Below are 23720 nucleotides of genomic sequence, written 5' to 3'. Positions count from 1 at the left end.
CACCCGCGCGGGGGCATCCACGTCACATGGTGTTGACACCGCCCGGCTGCAGTTCAGGGCGGCCTCACCGGGTGATGGTGCGGGGGCGGGGCGGTCTGGGTCGCCACAGGGGCGGCGCTCCCGACAAGAACCGCAACGAGAAGAAGGCCGGGACGAGTGTGCTGGTCGCACGGCGGCACCGCCTTGCGCCCGGCGGCGAGCGCGTCGGTGACCATGGCCAGCGCCTGCTGCGGCTTTGTCGCGAAGGTGATCTCCTTCGGCACTCCGGCGACCTCGCGGCGTTCCTCGTCCGCGGCCCAGTCCGCCTGGAGGTAAAGGGCCCGATCGGTGATCACCTTTGTCGTCGCGGTGACCGCCGCAAGGTGTACCGCTACCTGGCAAAGTCCGACACCGCCGATTGCACCGGAGTATTGCCAGCCTGCGCCCACGCAGTCCGTGGACAACTTCGCATCCCCCGCCTCGTCCGCTATCAACACCACGCTCTGACCCGCGAGTTCATCGATCACGAGGCCGGCGATCCCGCGCCGGGCCCGCTCATGGTCGAACCGGGCACGCGAGAGCAGGTGCTGCGGCCGGTGCGGGCCGGATGTCCCAGAACCTGCGCGAGCGTCCAGCAGTTCCGCGTGTCCACCTCCAGCAACAGCCCCGCGACCAGCTCCGCCGCCGTCACCCGGGCTTCGCGCCGCGCGAAGCAGCCCGCGCCCGCCCGCCCGCATCGCTCTCCCGAACGCCTCGCCCCACGCCTGCTCGGCTATCGTTGCTTCCACGGCCACTGCGTCTTGATACGTCGTCACAAACGTTCATGATCACGGTGGCCGTACTCATGCTCGCACTCGCCCCGGCTCCACGCTGACCAGCGCAGACGCTGGAACTACAGCTGCCGTGGCCGTGCTTACTGAGGTTCAAAGCGTGGTGTCGTGTGGGCTGACGCCTCATGATCCGTGCGGTTTGCCGGATGTGTGAGGTACGCGCAAGGCGGCGGGCTGACCGATGAATGGCGGGCCTTCCGCGAGAAGTTACGACTGGAGGCGGCCGAGCGGTTCCGGGCCGGTGAGGACAATGCAGTGATCGCTCGTGACCTGCGTGTCAGCGTCCGGTCGGTGCAGCGCTGGCGCAAGTCCTGGTCGCAAGGCGGAACATGGGCCCTTGCATCCAGGGGACCTGCCTCACGGCCGCTGCTGAGCGACGAGTTGTTCACCGTGCTGGAGCGTGAGCTGGCCAAGGGCGCGGTCGCGCAGGGCTCGCCGGACCAGACCTGGTCCCTGTCGCGCATCAAGACGCTGATCGGGCGCCGCTTCCACAAGAGCTACACCGTGCAGGGGGTGGCCGCGCTGCTCCGGCGGCACGGCTGGAGCTACCAGGTCCCGGCCCGCCGCGCGATGGAGCGCAACGAGGCGGCGGTGGCCGGCTGGGTGAAGGAGATCTGGCCACAGGTGGAAGGACCGCGGCGGCGCCCGGCGCCTGGCTGGTCTTCGAAGACGAAGCCGGAATTCTCGATGACGCCGCCGACCACCCGCACCTGGTCCCGCCGCGGCCACACTCCCGTTGTCCGCGTGCGGGGCCGCTCCCGCCGCCGCTTATCCGTGGCCGCCCTGGTCTGCTACAAGCCGGCCAGCGCCCCCGGCTGATCTACCGGCCCTGCCCGGACGCCCGGCCCGACGGGCGCAAGAGCTCCACCTGGAAGGACTACCGCGACCTGATCCAGACCGCCCACCACCAGCTCAACGGACCGATCGTGCTCGTCTGGGGCCATCTCAACACCCACCTGGCCGCCGGGATGCGCCGTTACATCGCCGCCCGCGAGTGGCTGACGGTCTTCCAACTGCCGCCCTACGCACCCGACCTCAACCCCGTCGAGGGCATCTGGTCCGTACTGCGACGCTCCACCCTCGCCAACCGGGCCTTCGCCACCCCGGACGATCTGACCACCACCGTCCGGCAAGGGCTACGCCGGCTCCAATACCGGCCCGATGTCCTCGACGGCTGCCTCACCGGCACAGGACTCCGACCCGCACCACCATGACGACATCACACATTCAAGGTCAGTAGTGGTGGGAGCAGCGCTTGGCTACTCATACGGTGAGTCAGCGACTACGCTGTGCGAAGCGATCTTGCGTCTGTGGGGAGGATGTCGTGGTACAAGGTGGGGCGCGCCTTGAGGTAGCGATTGAGTACTATAAGGCTTCCCTTAATGCGAAGCTCAATGCTGTAGCCATCCAGGGGCAGCCAGAGGATCAACTACGTGCTCCGCTGGAAGCTTTGGTAACTTCCCTCGCTGAAATCTGCGGGCTCACCCCGTCTCAACTAGTGCTCATCGGCGAGTCGTCTCTGAAAGATTTGAGGACGAGGCCTGATTACGCCGTCACGTACGAGGACCTCCTTCTGGGCTTCATTGAGATTAAAGCGCCCGGCAAGGGGGCTGATCCTCGCAAGTTTAGAGAACCTCACGACAAGGAACAATGGAAGAAACTCAAAGCACTTCCAAACTTGATCTACACGGACGGCACGCACTTCAGTCTCTGGCGTAATGGTGTTCTCGTCGGCAAGGTAGCCAAGTTCGACGAGGATATTCAGGGTGGTGGGCGAGCGTCCAAGAGTGCTCCCGCCGGACTGCTTCCGCTGTTCGAGGCCTTCTTCTCGTGGGAGCCGATTGTTCCTACGAGTCCGAAGGCGCTGGCTGAAGTGTCGGCTCGTCTGTGCCGGATTCTCCGCGAAGAGGTCGAGGAACAGGTTGAAGCTGGCGACCCCACGCTGAAGGGGCTGCATAGAGATTGGCGTCAACTGCTTTTCCCTGAAGCCACTGCCAAACAGTTCGCGGACAGCTATGCACAAGCTGTCACCTTTGGGCTTCTCCTGGCGCGCTCGCAAGACATCAGCCTTGCCCAAGGAGTTGGGGTCGCAGCTAAAAAGCTAGCCGCGAGCACGCACTCGCTGATTGGGGCGGCTCTTCGTGTGCTCACCGATGCCGTCGTGGAGACAGACGTCCTGGCTACCTCTGTTTCTACGATCACCAGGACGTTCTCAGTCGTTGATTGGCAATTGATCGCCAAGGAGCATCCGGATGCCTGGCTCTACTTCTACGAACACTTCCTCGGAGAGTATGACAACGATCTGAGGAAGCAGACCGGTGTCTATTACACACCGGTTGAGGTCGTGACAGCGATGACTCGAATTGTGCATGAAGCACTTCAGAGTCGCCTCTCAATGGACAGCGGTCTCGCAGACCCTAGGGTAACGGTTGTAGATCCGGCCATGGGTACGGGTACGTTCCTTCTTGAGGTTATCCGGCGCATCTCTGCCCAGGTTGCCGAGGAACAAGGGGAGGGTGCGGTCCCAGCAGCCGTAGCGGATGCGATGGAACGGCTGATCGGGTTCGAGTTGCAACTCGGTCCATTCGCTGTGGCTCAACTTCGGGTGCTGGCTGAGCTCCGAGAGGCTGGGGCTCAGGTGGTGAATCCGAAGAGCATTCGGATGTATGTCACGAATACGATTGACAACCCCTATGTGGAGGAGCAGACACTCGGGACCTGGTACGAACCCATCGCTGAGAGCCGACGTGAGGCGAACAAGATCAAGCGGGACGTTCCCGTTCTAGTTGTGCTGGGTAACCCTCCATACAAGGATAAGTCCCGAGGTAAGGGCGGGTGGATCGAGAAGGGGAGTCCGGCCGTCGATGTCGCGCCCCTAGCTGACTTCATTCCACCAAAGTCCTGGGGCGTCGGTGTGCACAGTAAGCACCTGTATAACCCGTATGTTTACTTCTGGAGGTGGGCAACTTGGAAGGTGTTCGACGCCCACTCGGAAGCAGACAACGGAGTGGTGTGCTTCATCACGCCAGCCGGTTTTGTAGACGGTCTCGGCTTTCAGCGCATGCGTGAGTACCTACGGCAGAAGTCCGACGCGATTTGGGTGATCGACTGCTCACCTGAAGGTTTCATGCCCCTAACGAACACTCGGGTTTTCGAAGAGGTGAAGCATGAAGTCTGCATCACCATCGCGGTACGCGATGGGAGCACTACAGATGATTCACCAGCCCCCGTATACCACCGCTCGTTGGCCAAGGGAACGCGAGACGCTAAGTTCGTGGAGCTCGCTAATATTGGGTTGGCCGACGGAGAGTGGGAACTCTGCGGTGAGGGCTGGCGTGATCCCTTCGTGCCACCTAGCGGTGAGCAGTGGTCGGAATTCCCGCACCTCGACGATCTCCTGCGGAGGTCTCGTGGTGGCACACTAACTGGTCGCACCTGGGTTGTTGATCCCGACCCGGAGTTTCTGCGCGATCGCTGGAATACATTGGTGAGCGTAGATAGTGACAGAAAGCCGTTGCTCTTCTCTGAACACAAAATAGATCGGCGAGTTGATAGCGTGCTATCCACTGGCCTCGACGGGAGGCCGGAAAGCGCGCCAGCGGGGAGTATCGGAGAGGAGACAGGTCCTTGCCCGGAACCCATCAGAATTGGGTATAGGACACTGGACCAGCAGTGGATCATTCCCGACAAGAGGCTCATCAACCGGCCTAGCCCTGAGCTCTGGGCAGCGCACTCTGAAAGGCAGGTGTACCTCACCGCTCTGGATACGGAGTCTCCGACTGCGGGGCCTGCTGTCACCTTCACTGCTGGAATCCCGGACCATCATCACTACAAGGGTAATTTCGCGGGTCGCGCTTATCCCCTCTGGCAGGATGCCGCGGCTTCACGCCCTAACGTGGTGCCAGGGCTTCTCGAAAGCCTGAGCTCTCTTTACGGCTTCGATGTATCGGCCGAAGACATGTACGCATACATCGCTTGCGTAGCGGCTCACTCAGGGTATGCAGACCGATTCCGTGCGCAGTTGGAAAACCCGGGAGTTCGTATTCCGCTCACTGGGGATGGCGCTCTCTTCCGTCGCGCCAAGTCGATAGGTGCAAAGATCATCTGGCTTCACACCTATGGTCAGCGGTTCATTGACCCTTCGGTGGGCTTGCCAGGGAAGAAGCCGCGGCTGTCGGCAGAAGAGGCGCCTAAGGTGCTTGCCGGTCACTCAATCCCTACAAGTAGCGACGAGATGCCGGACACGCTGGATCACGATGCGAGTGAACGCATTCTCGAAGTCGGGGCTGGAAAAATCGGTAACGTTCCTCCTGAGGTGTTCGAGTATGAAGTCTCAGGCATGAACGTGCTCGGCAAGTGGTTCAGTTATCGCAAAAAGACTCGTGAACGTGTCGTCATGGGGGATCGCCGTACTTCCGAGTTGCTCCTTTTGCATTCCAAGCAATGGAGCTCTCGATACACGGCGGAGCTGCTCGACCTTCTTCACGTCATCGGGCTGCTAGTGAAGCAGGAGGCGGAGCAGCGGCAGATTCTGGATGAGATCGTGGCGGGCCAACTCATCAACATTTCGCAGTTGACCAGCATGGGCGTTCTCCCTGTTCCTGGCCAAGCTCGTAAGGCCGTCAAATTCGAGTCGGCGCCTAGCAAGGGTCAGTTGCCTTTCTCGGTGTGACTTGCATAGGTAGCCGGGACCAAGTACACCAGAGTGTGCCCTCCCCGGCGTACAGCCAGGGAGGGCCGCGCTTACCCACTTACTGACCTTGAATGTGTGATGTCGTCATGGTGGTGCGGGTCGGAGTCCTGTGCCGGTGAGGCAGCCGTCGAGGACATCGGGCCGGTATTGGAGCCGGCGTAGCCCTTGCCGGACGGTGGTGGTCAGATCGTCCGGGGTGGCGAAGGCCCGGTTGGCGAGGGTGGAGCGTCGCAGTACGGACCAGATGCCCTCGACGGGGTTGAGGTCGGGTGCGTAGGGCGGCAGTTGGAAGACCGTCAGCCACTCGCGGGCGGCGATGTAACGGCGCATCCCGGCGGCCAGGTGGGTGTTGAGATGGCCCCAGACGAGCACGATCGGTCCGTTGAGCTGGTGGTGGGCGGTCTGGATCAGGTCGCGGTAGTCCTTCCAGGTGGAGCTCTTGCGCCCGTCGGGCCGGGCGTCCGGGCAGGGCCGGTAGATCAGCCGGGGCGCTGGCCGGCTTGTAGCAGACCAGGGCGGCCACGGATAAGCGGCGGCGGGAGCGGCCCCGCACGCGGACAACGGGAGTGTGGCCGCGGCGGGACCAGGTGCGGGTGGTCGGCGGCGTCATCGAGAATTCCGGCTTCGTCTTCGAAGACCAGCCAGGCGCCGGGCGCCGCCGCGGTCCTTCCACCTGTGGCCAGATCTCCTTCACCCAGCCGGCCACCGCCGCCTCGTTGCGCTCCATCGCGCGGCGGGCCGGGACCTGGTAGCTCCAGCCGTGCCGCCGGAGCAGCGCGGCCACCCCCTGCACGGTGTAGCTCTTGTGGAAGCGGCGCCCGATCAGCGTCTTGATGCGCGACAGGGACCAGGTCTGGTCCGGCGAGCCCTGCGCGACCGCGCCCTTGGCCAGCTCACGCTCCAGCACGGTGAACAACTCGTCGCTCAGCAGCGGCCGTGAGGCAGGTCCCCTGGATGCAAGGGCCCATGTTCCGCCTTGCGACCAGGACTTGCGCCAGCGCTGCACCGACCGGACGCTGACACGCAGGTCACGAGCGATCACTGCATTGTCCTCACCGGCCCGGAACCGCTCGGCCGCCTCCAGTCGTAACTTCTCGCGGAAGGCCCGCCATTCATCGGTCAGCCCGCCGCCTTGCGCGTACCTCACACATCCGGCAAACCGCACGGATCATGAGGCGTCAGCCCACACGACACCACGCTTTGAACCTCAGTAAGCACGGCTCGCTTGGATCAGCGCACCCTATGGATCTGACCGCAGTTACCGTGACGCAAACCGACTTGCTCGGTTGGCGGCAGTCGGCAACGGAACGTGATTCGCCAGTGGTGTGGGGGTCAGGTAGTCGCGGCAGGTTTGCGACTCGGGTCCCTGGTGTCGAGGGAGAGCAGCGCTCCCTGCAGGGGAACATACAGGGCGTCGCCGATGACAATCATCTGTCTAGTTTCGTAACTGCCGAACGCTACCCCCTTGGGAACGCCGGTGGCCCAGCGCTGTCTTCCCGAGGTGCGGTCCAGGGCAGCAACTCGGCCGGTGGTAGCCAGGACGTAGACGCCTTCGTGCGAGACCACCGGGGCGGTTGCGGCGTCGATGCTCGCGGTCCGCTGCCACCGGGTGTGGCCGCTGCGGGCGTCGACCGCGTAGATTCTGCTGTCTGCCCCGATGCCGTAGAGCATCGGTTCACCGGGTGCCATCGCGCATAGCAGGCCGAACCCACCATCGGGCGGATGCAACAGGAGGTCGGCCTCCACAGGTTGTAGGTCGAGCTCGCGGGTATCCGGATCCAGCACTCCGATGGAGCGGACCTCGCGGGCAATGGCGTTGTCCTCCTCCTCGATCAGAACAGGTCCTTCGTCAGTGACCCTTAGGAGCTTTAGATCGCGCGACGATGAGAACGTCCACAACTGCTGGCCGTCAGCGGCACGCAGGGCTGCCACTCTGGTCTTGTCGTTGGCATCGGGACACGCCAGGTACACCACTGTCGAATGCGCCTGTATCGAGCAAGAGGAGGTGTCGTGCGGGTGCTTCCACCTCCAGGCGATCTTTCCGGTACGCATATCGCGACCCACGATGGCGGTGTAGCCGAGGGGATGGACCATCATGTCCTGCACGACGGCGTTCACATGTTCAGGGGTGTGCCACGTTGCCTGCCACAGCCGCCGCCCGGTGGCTGCGTCATATCCGGCCAGCTGCTCTTCGATACCGTCGCGCGAGTTGTCCGAGGCGAAGGCCGCCACTGCGGTCGGTGAGGCGGCGACCACTCCGGTGGTGTTGGTGTTGTGGTGGCCACCGGCCACGGGCTTTGCGGCCTGCCACACGAGCCGGCCAGACGCTGCTTCCAGCCGTACCGGCTTGGCCGTTGCATCCGCAGGGCTGCAGAACAGGCTGTCCCCCTGCGTCAGGCAGGTTGGCGGACCGCCGCGCTGGTCCCAGGTGCGTCGCCATGGCTGCCAGCTGGCGGGGGTGTCCGCATGCTGTACGGCGGTATCAGATGCGGGCGGTTTCGTGTCCCTGTCGGGGAAGGCCAGCGCGGCTGCCACGATCACACCGCAGGCTACGACGATCGCGCTGGCTGCGAGCACGCCCGGGCGCCGACGAAGCACACGAAAAGCACTGCGCGGCTCCGCTGCCGGATCGGACGAGCTGGGCTCGGCGCGGACAGGGCTGGTCATCGTCGGGTGTGGGCCCCAGTCCCCGGCCGGCGTGGCGCGGAACGCCTCCAGCAGCTCCAGCGGTTTCGGGCGCTCGCCCGGTTCCTTTGCCAGACACCACTGGACGATCTCCCGGACCGTGCCCGACAGTACGCCCACCTCGGGCGGCTCATACACTACCCGGTAGGCAGTCAGGTAGGGGCTGTCCGAATCAAACGGGCCGCGCCCGGTCAGCGCATACACGAGTACCGAGCCCAGCGAGAAGACGTCCGAGGCTGGGGTTACGCGGTGCGGCCGGCGCAGTTGCTCCGGTGACATGTACGGCGGCGTGCCCAAGACCCGGCCGGTGACGGTGAGCGTTTGATGATCGGCGGCCCGGGAGATGCCGAAGTCGATGACCCGCGGTCCGTCATCGGTCAGTAGCACGTTGTCCGGCTTCAGGTCGCGATGGATCAGGCCGGTCGCATGGATGTCCCGCAACGCTTCCACCAGGCCCACCGCCAGTGTCCGCAACTCGCGCCCGGCCAGTGGTGCATGAATGGCCACGCGCTTGGCCAGCGTCAGCCCGGGCACGTACAGCGTGGCCATCCACGGCCGGTTCGCCGCGGGGTCAGCGTCGATGACCGGGGCGGTGTAGGCGCCGCTGACTCGCCGCGCAGCCGCTACCTCCCGCCGGAATCGGGTACGGAACTCATAGTCCTCGGCGAACTGCTGATGCACGACCTTGATGGCTAATTGGCGACCAGATTGTGCGCGAGCGAGGTAGACGGTTCCCATCCCGCCCACCCCCAGCCGGTCGATCAGTTCATACCCGCCTATCGACTGCGGATCATCGGACGACAGAGGCACCCGAGCCACACCTCTCCAGCTGTCCATGTCTGACGAACATCAGGCCAGTTAGTCCTTGACCACCCGGCGACCTGGCGCGCCGACTCTAGCCCAGTCACACAACCCACGTGCCTTCTTCCCGAGACCACTCACCATTCGTCAATGGCTTGCCCCTCGGGCCGCCACCCCTGCCGTCCAGCCGCAGCATGTCCCGAACCGACCGGTTCCTCGCCCACCGCCAGCGGCATGAGCTGCCTTCGATGCCTCAGTCGCCGGACTCGCCGGCATCGGGGTGTTCGTTGATCCATTGCAGGCCGTCGGAGTCGAGGTGGTGGCGGGCGCGGGTGACGGCGACGTAGGCCAGCCGTGCTTCGTCCGGTGGGACGGGGCCGGGGATGGGACGGCCGTGGGCGTCGTGCTCGCCGGTGTCCTTGGGGGGCGGGAAGTCGGCGGCGATGCGGACAGTTCCCCATTCGCGGCCCTTGGCCTTGTGGACGGTGGAGACGGTCACCTGTGCGCGGGGTTCGGGGACGAGGTGGTCGACGGCGTTGAGGATGGCGTCGGGTCCGTGGTCGTCGACGAGGTTGACGAAGGGCTGGAGGTCGGCGCCGGCGGGGTCGAGTTCGGCGTAGTCGCGCAGTGCGTTCCAGGTGGTGAAGAGGACGAGTTCGGGGTGGTGGGTGGGGCGGTTGTCCAGGAGGTTCTGGGCGGCTTGGGCGAGGGCGCGCAGGGCGTTGCCGCCGCCGACGAGGGCGGTGGGGTGCCCCGTGGCCTGGTGGGTGAGGATTTCGGTGACGGCGCCGATGTTGGTGCGGCACAAGATGGCATCCGGAGCGCCGGATCGGGGGCCGACGGTGGTCGTTTGGGTGGGGCTTCCGGTCAGGCGGATGGGGGCGTCGGTTAGGGCGAGCCAGCGGTTGGCTTCGTCGGCGAGGTGGGGGCCGAAGCGGAAGGACTGGCTGAGGGTGAGGTGGGTGCCGTCGGAGCTGGTCATGATGTCGCGGGCGCCGCGCCAGCCGTAGATGGCCTGGGCGGAGTCGCCGACGATGACGATCTGGGCGTGGTCGCGTTGGGCGGCGATGAGGTGTTCCAGGACGGGGTTGGTGTCCTGGGCTTCGTCCAGGAGCAGGAAGTCGGTGTGCAGGACGGGGTCGGTCAGGGCCCACATCTTCAGGTAGTGGTCGTGGTCGAAGCGCACGGTGCCGGCTGCGGGGTTTTGCAGGTCGTCCCATGCTTTGGCCGCGTACGGCAGGAGGAGGTCGGCGAGTTCGGCGTGGGCCTTGTCGTCTTCCAGGCCGCGCAGGCGGGGGACGTGGGTGTGGGTGAGTTCGCGGTCGGCGGAGTGGCAGAAGGCGGTGACGGTGCGCAGGGCGGTGTTGGACAGGGTGGTGGGCTGCAGGTCGTGGCCGGCGATGCGGGCGGGGCGGGTCAGGCCGAGGTCCTGGCCGGTCTGCCAGCCGGGGCGGCGGGGGCTGTTCAGGCGGGTGCGGTAGCGGTGGCCGACGGCGGCGTAGGCCAGGGAGTGGGCGGTCTTGCACTGCACGCTGGCGGGGAAGCGGGTGGCGGCTTCGGTGGCGATGGCGCGGTTGAAGGCGAGGTAGCGGCCGCGGCGGGTGCCGGCCTGTTCGGCCATGAGGGCGAGGGTGGAGGTCTTGCCGGTGCCGGCGCCGGCCTGCACGACCAGATGCTTGCCTTCGCGGAAGGCGTCGACGGCGGCGGCCTGCTCGTCAGTGGGGGCAAAGGCAGGTGGCATGGGGCACTCCGGTCGGTCACGCGCGGGAAGGCGCCCGTGCTCTCAGAGCGCAGGCGGGAACCGGGAGTGAAGGTGCCAGCCGACACGCCGCGTGCGAAGGCGCGCGCCGTCGGGGTCCCACGGGAGGGTGATCCAGCCGGAACGTGTGTCCGTCTCTAGCGAGAGTGGCCGATTGTGGGGTCCGGTTCGGGTGATAGTGACCGGGATCGTCTTCAGCTGCTGGTGTCTGGGGGTTCGTGGTCGTCGCACAGGGCGCCGAGGAGTTCCCCGAGCGGAGTGTGCAGGGCGTGGGCGAGGGCGTGCCAGGTGGCGAGGGTGCCGATGGTGCGGCCCTGCTCGATCTCGATGAGGGTGCGCCGGGACAGGCCGCTGGCGTCGGCCAGCCGGTCGTAACTCCACCCGCGCTCGGCCCGCAGGCGGGAGAGGGCGTGCCGCAGGGCCTCGAGGTCGGGCTCCGGCGGGAAGATCGTCACCCGCCCATCCGACGGTGCAGACCCCTGCCCTGACAGTGCAGACCTCTGCCCTATTTGCGGGGATCCGCGTGAATCCCGCCAGGGCAGCCCTCTGCACTACCGTGACCGCGCCCCGCGCCTCCCTCAAGACAGCGCCGGACCTCCCCGACTACGGCTGGAAAGACCCATGACCCCTTCCCTGCCCGCCCGCGTCTGGATCGTCACCATTGGCACCAGGGCCGGACGTAGCACCCTCACCTGCAGCGCCTGCCCCACATCAGATGTCGAACCGGAGGTGCCACTGGAAAGGCGGATCCGCCGCCATCTCGCCGATCACCTGATCGGCACCCCGGTTCCGGTGCACCTGCGGATCTGCCAGTGCCGTGAACACCGGTGCGCCTGGCATCGGCTACAGGTCCCCTGCTCGGGCCCGCTGCGCCTGCTCCTCGCCCGCACCGATGCCGGCCGCACCTGGCGCCTGGCCGACACCTGTCACGGCTGCGCCAGCGCCACTCCGCACGCAGCAGCCGTCCACGAACCCCCGCAGCCCACCGCCACCTCTACCGCCGCTCTCCCCGGCGGAGCGCTTGAGCCAACGCCAGAGACCGGAGCATGGATTGAAGCCCCGTGAGTGCCCGTGAACCCTCGGGTAGACGAGGCGTGGTCCGTCCTGGCGTGGCAGCCGCGGGCTCGCTGCAACTGCTGAACGACTGCTGCGGCGCGCGATCCGCCGCCGCAAGGCCCCCATGCGAGGGTGTGGGCCGGTGTCCGGCCGAACCGGTGGACCTGGGGCGAGCCGGCCCTACCGGACAGCCACCTGGCAGTCTTCGAATCTACGTTCTATCCACCCGGATGGGAGCCTTGCGAGGCCGGATCCTGTACGGCACGCTGCAGAGTAAGACTTCTCGGTGGATTCTCGGCAGCCTCGCATGGGAGGAAGGGCGATTTGGAAGACCTTTCGCCACAAGGCGCCCTGCTCGCGTTGTGCGTCTCCCGGCTTCCCCGGCGCACGCTGCCCAGGCATGCCTGGGCGGCCGAGGTTCTCGTTGAGCAACTGTGGGCTTACACCGCTGAGCGAGCGAACCGCGATGGTTGGCTAGACGTCTTGATTCCGCTGGTCGGCAGCGGTGGTGTGGATGCACGCCGGGTCCGAGCCGAGGTTTGGGCGTTGGCGCAGGAGGGCGCGCTGGTGCCGGTGGGCGTGGGAGCCGCAGCCCGGTACGAGGTGGCCGAGAACCTTCGCTGCGCGGCGATGCGCAGTGAGTTGACGCTTGAGCAGGACCGTGTGGTCGACTTGGCGGTGGATCAGCTGACAGCCAGGCTGTTGGCCTTCTCGAAGACGGCGAGTGCCTGCTGATCACGCAGGTCGGTCACCGTCACGTCGGTTTCCGCGCGGCGCCATGACAGTGTCTTGCGTTTGTGCGTGGTCAGGGTGAGACCGCCGCCGCCGGCTGGTTTCGCTGTGACACGGATGCACTTGCGGGCGTCGTGAAGAAACGGAGCCTCCCAGGTGTCGCCGCCCGTCTCCCGCCAGTTCGCGATCTTGATTTTGGCGAGCTGATCGCTCATCTCCCGGGCCTTTTGGAAGCGGCGGGATGGGTCGGGGTCCATCGCCTTCTGGACGACTTTGCGCAGCGATCGGCATACCCAGGCAGGGAGTACGAGATCGTCTGGGCGCAGTGGTGACTCTCCTCTGGTCAGGGCATCGATGATGTCTGTTCTCGAGTACGAGTCGTAGTCGAACTTACCGCGCAGAAGCTCCAGGAGCACCACACCGAGGGAGTACAGGTCGGCGGCTCGCGTCAGGCCGTCGCCGGTGAGTAGTTCGGGCGGGGAATACAGTTGCGGCGCGTTCACGCCCGGGGTCCTGCCGTCCCAGTCCATCTTGCCGGCCAGGCCCAGATCGCCGAGCTTGACCGTCTGGGCATCCCCGGTGAGGAAGAGGTTTGGGCTCTTCACGTCACGGTGCAGGATGCCGTGGCGTTCGTGCATCTCCGCCAGTCCCTGCAGTGCTGCACGGACGATGCGCAGTGCCTGTCCGGGAGTGAAGCGCTTGCCAGCCTCAAGGGCGTCGGTGATGCTACCCGCCTCGTAGAAGGGCATGAGAACCTCGACGACCCGCATCGGTGGAGGAAAGCCGGCGACGGAGGCAACGGAGCGGACCTTTACGACATTGGGGTGGTCGATCATTTCCATCACCTGCGGCTCCACCAGGTCGGCTCCGCCTTCGACCTCGGAAATGTCGACGCGCTTGCCGACGAGCCAGTTCGCGAGGTCCGGGTCCCACCACACGCGTACCTCGTGGAGGCCCGTCGGCATGGTCTGCAGGCACTCGTAGTTAAGGGTGAGTCGTCTCTCGCGCTGCTTCACGCGCGGTCTCCTTCGTCGACGCGCTGCGGCGCGTCAGTTCCCGGACCCGTCTGTCACATAGGCCAGGGCAGCGGCGAAAGCCGCTGCCCGCCCTGCGTTCCAGTATGGCGGTCGTTGTACCAGCCCGATCGTCTCGTGACTGAAGGTGCTCAGGGAAGCAGGGGGGAGGCCGACGAGCTTGCCGATCCGTTCGCTCTTCAACTCCTCATACTCCAGGTTCTGCTGGGCACACGAGAGCATCAGTGCCGAGATCAGGGAGATGCGCTCCGTCGCCTCCCTGTACGTCCAGTTGCCGTGTTTGCGCGTACCCACCAGGACCACGGCGTCCGGAGCGAGGATGCGCAGATCTTGGGTGATCCTGTCGAACGTGTCGGCCAGCCGCTCGGAGCCCGCTAAGCCGGCGGCGGGAACCAGACGGGTCGGGGCGTCAGATATCACAGCAGGAGCGGAGGCGCCCTGCGGGGCGTCGAGAGCCCCGAAGTGCAGTATGCCCGAGGAGGCGACAACGCCGAGAACCTTCACAAGTCATATCTTTCCGGGGGAGGACGGGGGTGCGGCACCCAGGAGAGCACAGCCACGCAGGCCAGACTGCGGTGACCAACCGCGCCATCTAGCCCTTGACGAGCCGCAGTTGCGGGCGCGATGGTACGGACCGCTGACCTCCCCCCTCGACTGCGACCGGGACAAGGCCGAACACGTACTCGTTGAGTTCCTCGACGAAGATGTTCAGCTCGGCCGCCACATCTGCGGGAGACTGCTTCAGCCGATCACGCAGCGCATCGAACACCTTGGCCAGCAGCTGGCTGCTCTCACGGATCACCGAGGAGTCGGGCTCCGCCTTGCGGTAGCCGCGGCGGGCCAATTCCTTCGTGGTCTGACTGTAACGCCACTCCGATAGCAACTCGAGCTTGTGCAGGCGGTAGGTCAAGGCCATCGCAGAGACGCCCCACCTGCGTTTGGCGCTCAGTATCCGGTCGAGGGAGGCGTTGTGGAGCCGCTGCGCGACAATGCCTGCGCGTGGCATCAAAAAGGCCGAGGCGAAGGCGTTCGCCTCCCCTTCCGAGTCCCGGCCATGGGGGACGCGGTGCTCGCAGTGCATCACTAGATGCCCCAGCTCGTGGGCGGCATCGAACCGGCCTCGCTCACCGGTCTTGCGGGTGTTCAAAAAGACGTACGGGGTACCCTCGTTGATGGTGGAGAACGCGTCGATGTCCAGGCAGTCCGACGGCAGGGAGAACACCCGTACCCCGCGTGCCTCCAGCAGATGCACGGTGTTCGGCACTGGAGCCTCCCCCAGGCCCCAGGCGGCTCGTACCTGTTCGGCGGCCGTCTCGGGCTCCAGGTGCGGATAGGTGGGCAAGTCGGGCCGCGGCAGCTTGAACAAGCTCTCCAGCCAGACATTCAGGGCAACGGCGATGGCTCCCGAACTCAGAGCGCTGTCGCGCTCCGTTGCCGTCATCTTCGATGGCGCCCTGAAACTCACGGAGTCCAGCTGCAGTTCTGTCGGCCGCGGCGCGGCGAAGAAGGAGACCGGGTAGCGCAGGGCTTTCGCGAGCGCGGACAATGTCTCCGACGAGGGGATCTTGCGGTGGTTCTCGAAGGCCGTGATGCTCTGCGCCGAATACCCCGAGGCCCTGGCCAGCTCCGCGAGCGTCATGCGCCGCCGCCTACGCGCCAGGACCAACCGTTCTGGGGTGAACACGTTCCCTCAGCTCCCACACTCGTTCCTACGCCAACCCGGTCAGCCCTACAGCAGCTCCACCATGACATCCGGTCCGTCGCCGTCATCCGGTCCGTCAAGCAGCCCGATGTCCGCGCCCGGGTCACCAAGATCCGGAAGGTCAAGCGGGATGCGTTCCTGCCACTCGTCGACGAACTTCCCGTTCATCTTGACCGGCAGCGACAGCTCCGCGCTGAGCACTCGTCTGTCCCACCTGTACAGCAGGCACCACGTCGGGATCTGATCGAGCTCCCGCCCGTAGAGCACTTCATCGTGGGACATAAAGGCGAACTGGCCGTTCCTCTCCACCAGGCGCGCCATCGCAGGACCCTTCGGGTTCTTCGACCGTACGCGAGCTCTCAGGTCACCCACGCCGCCATCGGCACTGATCGCCGTGACCGCATGGCTGACGCTGGGGTGGATCACCCGGAGAATGCTGTCCCGCGACGTACGCCCCCACCCCTCAGGGTCGAGCGCTTCGGCGAGATACCGGTTCGCGCGGCTCCAGAACATAAAGCCGCGCATCGCCGGCGCGTCGAAGTCGGTACAGGTGCGGACATCTTCGACCGCAAGTTCGAGCACCTCGTGGAACAGCCTCGTCGAGAAGCCGAGCTGCGCGAGCCGCTGCCTGCGCTGTTCCGGATCCAGGTTCTGCAAAGCCCCCTCCAGGCACTCGTGAGTTTCAAAAACCATACCTCAAATGAGGCGTCGGTTTTGAAACCTGCGCTATCCTCGCATGTCAGTTCGAATCTGTCACGCGTTCAACGTCTCAGCCGCAAGCGGCTGGCCGAGAAGGAGGACCGCATGGGGTGTGGCGGCGCCGGGGAGTCCTGCCGTCCTGCGCTCGCGAGTGTTGGAAGCCTCTAGGGTGCGGCGCCGTCGGCACTCGAGTGGCCACCGGCGGAAGGTGTATGCCCGTATGGGCTGCTCGCGCGGCTGGGGCGTACGGATTTGACCTGGTAGGGAGACAGGTCGTTGACATAGGCAGGCGCCTGGGGAGGCAAGGAGACCAGGTCGGCATGCAGTGCTTCGCGCATGTGTGCGGTGTCGTGGTTGTATGGGCCGAACACCAGCGATGTCCCGAATACCAACCGTCCGCGATTTGGGTAGCGCAGGGGCGAGCCGAGGTGGCTCTTCAGCCACCGCACCGCCTGTTCTGGGCCGTCTTCCGTCGCCGACAGGAAGTGGGCCACGTGCGCGGCGCCAGCCATGTACAGCGGGTCGGTCCACTGAGGCCACAGTTCCGACTGAGCTGGGGGCCACCACTCGTAGTAGCTGCCGTAGTCCCGTCCACGGGTGACGTCGGCGTGGGGCGCCTGCAACTCGGGCTGGGCGCTGTACAGCATGCTGCCGGTGAGGACGTCTGTGACGATGGCTGTCAGTGACGCGAACTCTGTCTCTGGAACTGATGCGTCAGAGGTTCCGTGCAGCCAACGCAGCAGCCGCTGTTGGCCCTTGAAAGCGTCGTAGTCACGCAGAGGGATGGTCTCGGCACGATCCAAGTTGGCACGGCACTCGACGAACTTGTCCGACAAGGGGGTCTCCGATGTCGGCGAGTCCTCTGTCACAGACTCGGGGCGCCGACGGTGGCATATCCGGCTGTCCCGGCCCCAGTTCACTCCAGTCTGTACCTGTTTGCATCGTGGGCATACTGCGTGCAGGTAGACCCTGTGTTCCAGGCACGCGAAAGTCCATGGCAATCTCCAGTCCAGCCGCCACCGGTCGTCTTCAGCGAGGCACTTGGGGCAGAAGTTGGAGTGGCGACGCAGCACCCAGGAGCCAATGGACCAAGGCATCAGTACGCTGTGGGAGGTGTAGGGCGCAGGTGGAAGGTTCGGAAGCGCGGTGGTCTTGAATCGCGACAGCAGCAGTGCTTCGATCATCTTCACCGGCACCCCGGTCGCCGTACTGATGGCCTGCTTGGAAGGTGCGGAGAGGTCCAGATTCGCGGTCTCCACCGTCATCTCGCCGCGGGAGGTGAGTCCCAGTGCACCGAGAAGGTCCGGTCGGTGCAACTGGTAGGCAATTCCGATCCGGTTGATCCAGCTGGTCAGCGACTCCTGTGCTTCCGGCAGGGGAACAGCGGGCAGCCGGCGGGGCATCGCCGCGGGGCGAACGGGGTGGAAGGGGACCGGGCGCGGCACGGTGCGTCCCTCAGCGACCGCGGGGGTCGATGTCCAACAGCCCGGCGGAGGCGGCTCCCAGTGTCTTGGCGAGTGCGGGGATGGAGTCGAGCGAGATTCCGTGTAGCGCAATTTCCCCCTCGTTGCAGACGGAGCCGTCCATGCCCGCCGAGCTGGCCTCCCTGGTCTGGGGCAGACCTGCATGCGGATGCGGGACCTTCAGCCTTCGGCGGTGGACCGGTCGTTCGTCCGGGGTGTCATCACCGGCATCGCTGTTCGCCACAGCTGGTAACCGTAGTAGCGTCCACAGGTTGTAGGAAATGTCCCACCGTTCGCGGCTGGAGGGGGCGGTGATGGACCGCGGTGGCCTTCCACGACGGCTTCCGGCCGTCCCGGTTCCGGCCGCTGGCGAGGCATTCGCCTCCTGGCTCACCCGGGCCGCCGCCGACTGGCAACTCTCACCCGGCGAGGCCGCGCAGGCGATCGGGTTGGAGCGCCGGCGCGGCGTGTCGGTGACGGCTCCGCTGTTCTTTGGCGTCGTGCTGACCGAGCGGAGTCTGGTGCGGGCGGCTGCGGCCACTGGGCTCGGGGCTCGGGTGCTACGCGAGATGCAACTGTCCCGGTACGCGTCAAGCGTGCTGGACTTCTCCGGACTGAACCTGACGTCGGAGGCCTCACTCAGCCGGCTCGGCCACCGGGAGTGGGCCCTGTTCACCTCCAGCCGGGCTTGCCCGAAGTGCCTGGCTGAGCGCCCCGTGTGGCCCCTGTGGTGGCGTCTGGGGATTGCCGCCGTATGCCCGGTGCACCGGGTGCTGCTGGTGGACACTTGTCGGCGCTGCCGAATCCGGCTGGGGCAGGGGTACGCGGGCCGTCCCCGCGGGCTGCTCACCCGCCGCGGGGAACTGGACCTGAAGCGCTGCAACAACCGACGCCCCGCCGGCAGGCGCCGCAAGCCCGGCTTGTGCGACCAGAAGCTGGCCGCGCTGCCCACCACGCCGGTGCCGTCCGCTCTCGTCGCCTTGCAGCAGCGTGTGCTGGACATCGCGGACGGGAGCGGTCAGCCTCGTGTTGTCGACTGCACGGTGGCCCCGGCGGAGTTCTTCGCCGGGCTGCGGTTCACCGCGGCGCTGGCACGGCTGGCGGCCACTTACGAAGACCTGGCCGCCGGAGCCGAGTTACCGGACGCGCTGGCCAATGCCTTCGCTGCCGACCAGCAAGGGCGCCGGGCAGCCCGCCGCGGTGGGGCGGGCACCCAGCTGCGGGCCAGCCCACCGAGTGCGGCCCACGCTGCGGCCGTGCTCGCTGTGACCGCACCCGTGCTCTTCGCACCGGACCGTGACACCTGTCGCGAGGTGCTGACCCTGTGGATGGGCCGGGCGGTCGCCTGGCGCCGCACGCAGGGCAAGAGCGACCCGCTGCGGTCGGTGCCCCGGCCGCCGTGTCTGGAACCGCTGATCCGGTCGATCACCCCGCCCACCTCGCGCATCGCCGGGGCCCTCGCCGCCCGACCGGAGCCCGTGCGCGCCTTCACCGCGGACCACCTGCCCCACCTAGTGGATGCGGACGACTATGCGGAACTCATCGCACCTCACCTGCCCGGCACCGCCCCGGTCAGCGGGCGGCGTCTGGCCACCCTGGCCCTGGGACGTCTCGCGGGGGCCTCCAGTTGGCAGCATGCCGCCGCCGCCACGGCCATGGACTCCCGCAAGGCCGCCCGCGTCACCAACACGCTGGTCCAGCGCATCACCGCCCCTGACGCTTTCTGGGCGGCGATCGAACAAGTCGCAGACCGCCTGGTCGGGCGCAGTTTGGTCAACTACGCCTTCCGGCGTCGGGCGCTGGCCGGGCTGACTGCCGTGCCGCACGCGGTGCTGTATCCGGTGTGCCGGCCCCTGGAACATGACGTCACCCTTCAACGCCGCCGTCACGCCGCCGCCTGGATCTGGCAGCACTTCACCGGCGGCGACGTCCGCGAAGCCCCCGCGTACGAACCGGTTCTGTGGGCACCCACCAGCACCGGGTCCGTCCGCGAGGGCTGGCGCCGCTTTGCGGCTTGGATTCCCGGGACGGTCAGCATGCAGCTGATCAGCTTCGGGCGGGAGCTTCTCCACCCCGATGCAGGAGGGACATGAGCCCGAAAAGATCCCGCACGCTGCGTCCGGTACGACGTACGTCCGGCCAGATGTTCATCCATTATCACGACGCCGATGCCACCGAACGCCTGGTGCCCGCCGAGGAAGCCGCCGACGAACGTTTTGAGACCTGTATGCCCGCGCGCGACATTCCTTCCTACGCCGGGCAGAAACACACCCCCGGCGCCTACTGGGCGGCCAGCAGCAACACCGTCGTCGAGTACGAGAGCTTCCTCGAAGCCCGCTGGATGAAACTCCTGGACTTCGACGCCAACGTCGCCTGTTTTGCCGCTCAACCCTTCATTCTTGAGGGCATCGACGCCGACGGCAGCTGGACCCACTACCCAGACTTGTTCGTCCGCCGCACCGACGGTTCGGGGCTGCTGCTGGATGTGAAGAATCCCGAGGAGCTGGACAAACCCAAAGTCCAGCAGCAAGCCCGGCGCACATCCGCAGCCTGCCAGCAACTCGGCTGGGACTACCAGATGGTCGGTGAACCCGACCCGCAGCTGTGGGCCACTGTCGAATGGCTCGCTGGCTACCGAAGGCCCCTGCGAGCCGCAGCATCCTTCGCCCACGTCCTGCTCTTCCGGGCCGAATGCCCCATCTCCATCGGCGAGCTGCTGTCTGTCTGGCCCGAACCGCAGGTCCAACGCGCCGTCACCTACCACCTGATGTGGCACCACCGCCTGCAATTCGACCTCACCCAACCCTTGCGCGACTACACTCGCGTGTGGGCCGCGGCCGCGCTGGAGCAGCCCTGATGGAACAACGCCACCGCATCGCCGTCACCGATTGGATCGAGTTCGAAGAAGAGCAGCACCAAGTCACCGGTGTCACCGGCTCCCTAGTCCGGCTCCGCTCGGCATCCGGGCACCACCAGACCATCATGCTCAACACCCTGCTGACCGACTCCTCCTTCCGCGCGCAGACGGTCCCGCCGGCCGTCGCTACGGACACCGCCGCGGGCCTCGACCCGGGAGGAGTGCTGGCGCTGTTGCCGAATGATGTCCGCAACAAGGCCCTGGAGTTGGAAGGGCATCTACAAGAGGTCACCACTGGCTACACCTCGGGCGACCGGCTGCAAGCAAAGAAGGGCGAACCCCGCTCCGGCTACCACCCCGATCTGCCGATTGCCACCCGCGTCGAGACCAAGGCGGCCGAATTAGACCTGACAGCTCGCCGCATCTGGCAACTGCTGGCCCAGTGGAAGGAGAACGGGCTATGGGCGCTGGTCGACCGGCGCAAGGCCCGCCTGCAGAACCCGCTGCGCAACATCGATGAGCGTGTCATCACCGCCATCCGCGAGCAAGCCGCAGTCGAACGCCGCGACAGCTCCTCCAGCATCTCCACCCGCTTCCGTCGCCGGGTCCAAAACCGCCTGGATGCGGACCACGGGACCGGAGTTGTCCCGCTGCCCAAGGAATCCACCTTCCGCCGCGCGGTCAAGCTCCTGCTCCACCGCAGGCCCTGCGACCCCGCCGACCAGCGAATCTCGCAAGACAACCAGCCCGACCGCACCTTCGGCAACGTGATCGCACATCGGCCTGGCCAAGTCGTCATGCTCGACACCACCCCGCTAGACGTCCTGGCCTTCGATCCCGTCACGAACGACACCTACACCGTCGAACTCACCATCGCGATCGACGTCGCCACCCGCTCCATCCTCGCCTGGCGCCTGACACCGGCCGGCACCAAGGCCATCGACATCGGCCTGCTGCTGGCGGACGTCATGACACCCGAGCCCATGCGCCCCGACTGGGCCGATGCCTTGCGTTACCAGATGCTGCGCGTCCCCTACGAACGCCACCTCAGCGTGGACGAACGTCTCGCCGAGGCCGCCGCCCGGCCCGTCATCTACCCGGAAACCCTGCTCTACGACCACGGCAAGCCCTACAAGTCCGACGTCGTCAAGCGTGCCTGCCGAACATGGAGGATCGATCTACAGGACGCCCGCAAGCTCCAGCCGACTGATAAACCACAGGTCGAGAGGCTCTTTCTCACCATCAATGAGAAGTTCGCCCAACACGTCGCCGGATACAAAGGACGCAACACCGCCCACCGCGGCGAGACTGTCGAGCAGCAGGCCCGCTGGGCCCTGGACGAGATCGCGGAATTCTTCGCCGAATACGTCATCGCGGTCTACCAGAACCAGCACCACACAGGGCTCCACCTGCACGGCTTCCCCGACCTGAACACCTCACCCAACGGGGCCTACGCCATGGCCCTGGGCTCGGCTGGCTTCGTCGACTCCCCGCGCGACCCCAACTTGTACTACGAACTCCTGCCCATCGCCGCCCGCGGCCGGGTCATCAACCCATACGGCGTAGAACTCAACCACCTGGTCTACGACGCACCGGTGCTCTACCAGTACCGACGGGCCAAGTCTCCTTACGGCACCGGGCTCTGGCCCATCCGCTACGACCCGCGCAACCTGCTGCACGCCTACTTCCACAACCCGCGCGACGGCAAGTGGTACACGCTGCGCTGGACCAAGGCGCTCAGCGACCTGCAGCCCTTCACCGACATCACCCTCCGCGAGGCCAAACGACTGGTCGAACTGCGCCGGGGAGACCCCAAGGACAAGCACTACCAGGAGCAGGTGGCTCAAGCCCTGTGCGATCTGCAAAACCGTACCGACGCCCCCGAGACGTGGTCCAAGACCGACCGCAAGCGCCACACCCGCGACCGGCACCGCGCCGACGCCCAAGCCCAAGACGAAGCCCGCTCCACACCGGCCGTCCCCGCCCCCGCCCCACCACCGGACACCGCGAAACCTGCGACCTCCCCCTTGCACGTCGTACCTGACATCCCCGACGAAGACGACGACTTCGACCCGAACACCGTCCAGCCCGCCGAGGTCTGGAACCCCCGCTCCAGCCAGGAGGGTTGACCGTAGTGCCGAACCGCCCGCCCTTCGCGGAGGAACCGGGATATTTCACCCACCCCGGGCTGTCAGAGCCGCGCACCAAAGAGGAGTGGCGCGACTACCTGAACTACAAACTCCCGCCCCGGCCGACCCTGCTACCTCTCAAGGACTACAAGGAACTCGGCTCCACGGAACGCCGGCTGCACAACAAACCCCGCATGGCCTACCACAGCGCCTTGGTCATCGTCCGTACCACCAAGCTGAAAACCATCCATCACCAGATCGCACGCCGGATGGCAACCAACGCCGAGCAGCCCGCCGGCGCCCGACGCGGCATCGTCATCGACGGCCAGGCAACCCTCGGCAAATCCACTCTGGTCAAGACCTTCGCCGCCGACTTCGAGCACGAACTACGCCGTGACTACCCCGAGCGCTTCACCAGGACATACATCGTCGAAGATCACGTCATCGACTACACACCCGTTGTTTACGTCAGCATCCCGTCACAGGCCACACCCAAGGACCTCTCCGTCGCGCTCGCCCACTACCTCGGCCAGAAGTACCGCGCAGGAGCAACTAAGGGCGACATCACCCAACTCGTGCTGAAGAACATGCGCCTAGTTGGCACCGAGCTGGTCATCATCGATGACGCCCACTTCATGGACCTCTCCCTCAAGGAGGGAAAGGTCGTCAATGATCACCTGAAGTACATCGCGAACCACACCGCAGCGACCTTCGTCTACACCGGCGTCGATCTCCACCACTCCGGCCTCTTCCTCGAAGGCGCCGGTGGCAACCGCGCTACCCAGACCTCCGGCCGCAACACCCTCGTCCGCCTGACCCCCTATGCCATCGAGACCAGGGAGCAGAAGGCTGAGTGGACCTCCGTCATCTCCGCGATGGAAGACGCACTCGTCCTCTACCACCACCAGCCCGGAACCCTCAAAAGGGCGTGGAAGTACCTGCACCGACGTACGCGTGGCAACATCAGCTCCCTCGCGGAACTCATCTGCGAAGCAGCCGCCGAAGCCGTGCTCACCAAAGCCGAGCGGATCGACCGGGCCCTCCTCGAAGACATCGTGATCAACGAACACGCCCAAAGCACCTACGAGAACACCCGGCCGCACGACGGCCCCACCCCTCCCGCGACAGATGCCAAGAGGCCTTCCGGCGAGGAAGCCGCTAGCTAGAACCTCCGTCGCCCTGCGTAACGACCTACTCGAGCATCCGGCGGGGTACTGAAATTCTCCGTGGCGTGTATGTGACTTGAGTCACACCAGGAAAGATTTCAGTGCCCAGGCCAGAGGCGCGGCGACTGAAATCTT

General features: G+C 65.9%; 16 protein-coding genes and 3 pseudogenes. 8 read left to right on the top strand and 11 right to left on the bottom strand.

The window, feature by feature from the left end:
* Nucleotides 1-53 precede the first annotated feature (53 nt).
* Nucleotides 54-716 (bottom strand): transposase, encoded by a 663-nt coding sequence (locus QBL21_RS33170; RefSeq protein WP_407566647.1) that lies wholly within the window; start codon nt 714-716, stop codon nt 54-56.
* Between the two features lie 243 nt (nt 717-959).
* Between QBL21_RS33170 and QBL21_RS33165 the strand changes: the two are divergent.
* The 3 genes and pseudogenes from QBL21_RS33165 to QBL21_RS33155 all read left to right on the top strand — a co-directional run.
* A pseudogene (locus tag QBL21_RS33165) lies at nt 960-1487 on the top strand (winged helix-turn-helix domain-containing protein); the annotation flags it as partial.
* Between the two features lie 248 nt (nt 1488-1735).
* A complete protein-coding gene (locus QBL21_RS33160; protein ID WP_407565920.1) occupies nt 1736-2023 on the top strand; it encodes a transposase in 288 nt (95 codons plus the stop codon).
* A gap of 110 nt (nt 2024-2133) precedes the next feature.
* Nucleotides 2134-5481, top strand: coding sequence for a type ISP restriction/modification enzyme (locus QBL21_RS33155; protein WP_407565919.1), 3348 nt, complete (start codon nt 2134-2136; stop codon nt 5479-5481).
* Between the two features lie 105 nt (nt 5482-5586).
* Here the strand turns inward: QBL21_RS33155 and QBL21_RS33150 are convergent.
* From QBL21_RS33150 to QBL21_RS33130, 5 genes and pseudogenes are all read right to left on the bottom strand, one after another.
* Nucleotides 5587-6112: pseudogene (locus QBL21_RS33150) on the bottom strand (transposase).
* A gap of 9 nt (nt 6113-6121) precedes the next feature.
* A pseudogene (locus QBL21_RS33145) lies at nt 6122-6649 on the bottom strand (winged helix-turn-helix domain-containing protein); the annotation flags it as partial.
* Nucleotides 6650-6834: 185 nt separating this feature from the next.
* Entirely contained in the window at nt 6835-8997 is a 2163-nt protein-coding gene (locus tag QBL21_RS33140; RefSeq protein WP_407565918.1) for a protein kinase domain-containing protein, read from the bottom strand.
* Nucleotides 8998-9241: 244 nt separating this feature from the next.
* Nucleotides 9242-10729 (bottom strand): UvrD-helicase domain-containing protein, encoded by a 1488-nt coding sequence (locus tag QBL21_RS33135; RefSeq protein WP_407565917.1) that lies wholly within the window; start codon nt 10727-10729, stop codon nt 9242-9244.
* Nucleotides 10730-10941: 212 nt separating this feature from the next.
* Nucleotides 10942-11202, bottom strand: a complete 261-nt coding sequence (locus tag QBL21_RS33130; protein WP_407565916.1) for a helix-turn-helix transcriptional regulator — start codon at nt 11200-11202, stop codon at nt 10942-10944.
* 925 nt (nt 11203-12127) lie between these two features.
* Between QBL21_RS33130 and QBL21_RS33125 the strand changes: the two genes are divergently transcribed.
* Nucleotides 12128-12538, top strand: coding sequence for a hypothetical protein (locus QBL21_RS33125; protein ID WP_407565915.1), 411 nt, complete (start codon nt 12128-12130; stop codon nt 12536-12538).
* On the opposite strand, the gene QBL21_RS33120 is transcribed toward QBL21_RS33125, so the two are convergent.
* The 5 genes from QBL21_RS33120 to QBL21_RS33100 form a co-directional block, all read right to left on the bottom strand.
* Nucleotides 12487-13551, bottom strand: a complete 1065-nt coding sequence (locus QBL21_RS33120) for a serine/threonine-protein kinase (RefSeq protein WP_407565914.1) — start codon at nt 13549-13551, stop codon at nt 12487-12489. The genes QBL21_RS33125 and QBL21_RS33120 overlap by 52 nt on opposite strands.
* Nucleotides 13552-13584: 33 nt before the next feature.
* Nucleotides 13585-14073 carry a hypothetical protein gene (locus QBL21_RS33115; RefSeq protein ID WP_407565913.1) on the bottom strand — a complete coding sequence of 163 codons (489 nt, stop codon included), beginning with the start codon at nt 14071-14073 and terminating at the stop codon, nt 13585-13587.
* A gap of 88 nt (nt 14074-14161) precedes the next feature.
* The gene (locus QBL21_RS33110; RefSeq protein WP_407565912.1) at nt 14162-15253 is read right to left on the bottom strand and encodes a helix-turn-helix domain-containing protein; all 1092 of its coding nucleotides are present in this window, start codon (nt 15251-15253) and stop codon (nt 14162-14164) included.
* 45 nt (nt 15254-15298) lie between these two features.
* The gene (locus tag QBL21_RS33105; protein WP_407565911.1) at nt 15299-15928 is read right to left on the bottom strand and encodes a hypothetical protein; all 630 of its coding nucleotides are present in this window, start codon (nt 15926-15928) and stop codon (nt 15299-15301) included.
* Between the two features lie 206 nt (nt 15929-16134).
* Nucleotides 16135-17373 carry a TniQ family protein gene (locus QBL21_RS33100; protein WP_407565910.1) on the bottom strand — a complete coding sequence of 413 codons (1239 nt, stop codon included), beginning with the start codon at nt 17371-17373 and terminating at the stop codon, nt 16135-16137.
* A 341-nt stretch (nt 17374-17714) separates the two neighbouring features.
* Between QBL21_RS33100 and QBL21_RS33095 the strand changes: the two genes are divergently transcribed.
* Genes QBL21_RS33095 through QBL21_RS33080 form a run of 4 tightly spaced genes read left to right on the top strand, consistent with a single transcriptional unit; the run spans nt 17715 to nt 23585 of the window.
* Nucleotides 17715-19526, top strand: coding sequence for a TniQ family protein (locus QBL21_RS33095; RefSeq protein ID WP_407565909.1), 1812 nt, complete (start codon nt 17715-17717; stop codon nt 19524-19526).
* Entirely contained in the window at nt 19523-20290 is a 768-nt protein-coding gene (locus tag QBL21_RS33090; protein WP_407565908.1) for a TnsA-like heteromeric transposase endonuclease subunit, read from the top strand. Before QBL21_RS33095 ends, QBL21_RS33090 begins: the two co-directional genes overlap by 4 nt.
* Complete coding sequence (locus tag QBL21_RS33085) at nt 20290-22419, top strand: transposase (RefSeq protein ID WP_407565907.1); 2130 nt, start codon at nt 20290-20292, stop codon at nt 22417-22419. Before QBL21_RS33090 ends, QBL21_RS33085 begins: the two co-directional genes overlap by 1 nt.
* Before the next feature lie 5 nt (nt 22420-22424).
* Nucleotides 22425-23585, top strand: a complete 1161-nt coding sequence (locus tag QBL21_RS33080) for a TniB family NTP-binding protein (protein WP_407566646.1) — start codon at nt 22425-22427, stop codon at nt 23583-23585.
* Nucleotides 23586-23720: the final 135 nt, after the last annotated feature.

Source organism: Streptomyces sp. 184 (assembly GCF_045781775.1).
GTDB lineage: Bacteria > Actinomycetota > Actinomycetes > Streptomycetales > Streptomycetaceae > Streptomyces.
The sequence above is the reverse complement of the archived record's forward strand: the minus strand, read 5'-3'. Positions and strand labels throughout refer to the sequence as shown.

Bases quoted from the DNA above. Each gene is read 5' to 3' on its own strand.
- QBL21_RS33085 (WP_407565907.1), top strand. From the start codon at position 20,290: ATGGAACAACGCCACCGCATCGCCGTCACCGATTGGATCGAGTTCGAA.
- QBL21_RS33135 (WP_407565917.1), bottom strand. From the start codon at position 10,729: ATGCCACCTGCCTTTGCCCCCACTGACGAGCAGGCCGCCGCCGTCGAC.
- QBL21_RS33170 (WP_407566647.1), bottom strand. From the start codon at position 716: ATGCGGGCGGGCGGGCGCGGGCTGCTTCGCGCGGCGCGAAGCCCGGGT.
- QBL21_RS33100 (WP_407565910.1), bottom strand. From the start codon at position 17,373: ATGCCCCGCCGGCTGCCCGCTGTTCCCCTGCCGGAAGCACAGGAGTCG.
- QBL21_RS33090 (WP_407565908.1), top strand. From the start codon at position 19,523: ATGAGCCCGAAAAGATCCCGCACGCTGCGTCCGGTACGACGTACGTCC.
- QBL21_RS33095 (WP_407565909.1), top strand. From the start codon at position 17,715: ATGTCCCACCGTTCGCGGCTGGAGGGGGCGGTGATGGACCGCGGTGGC.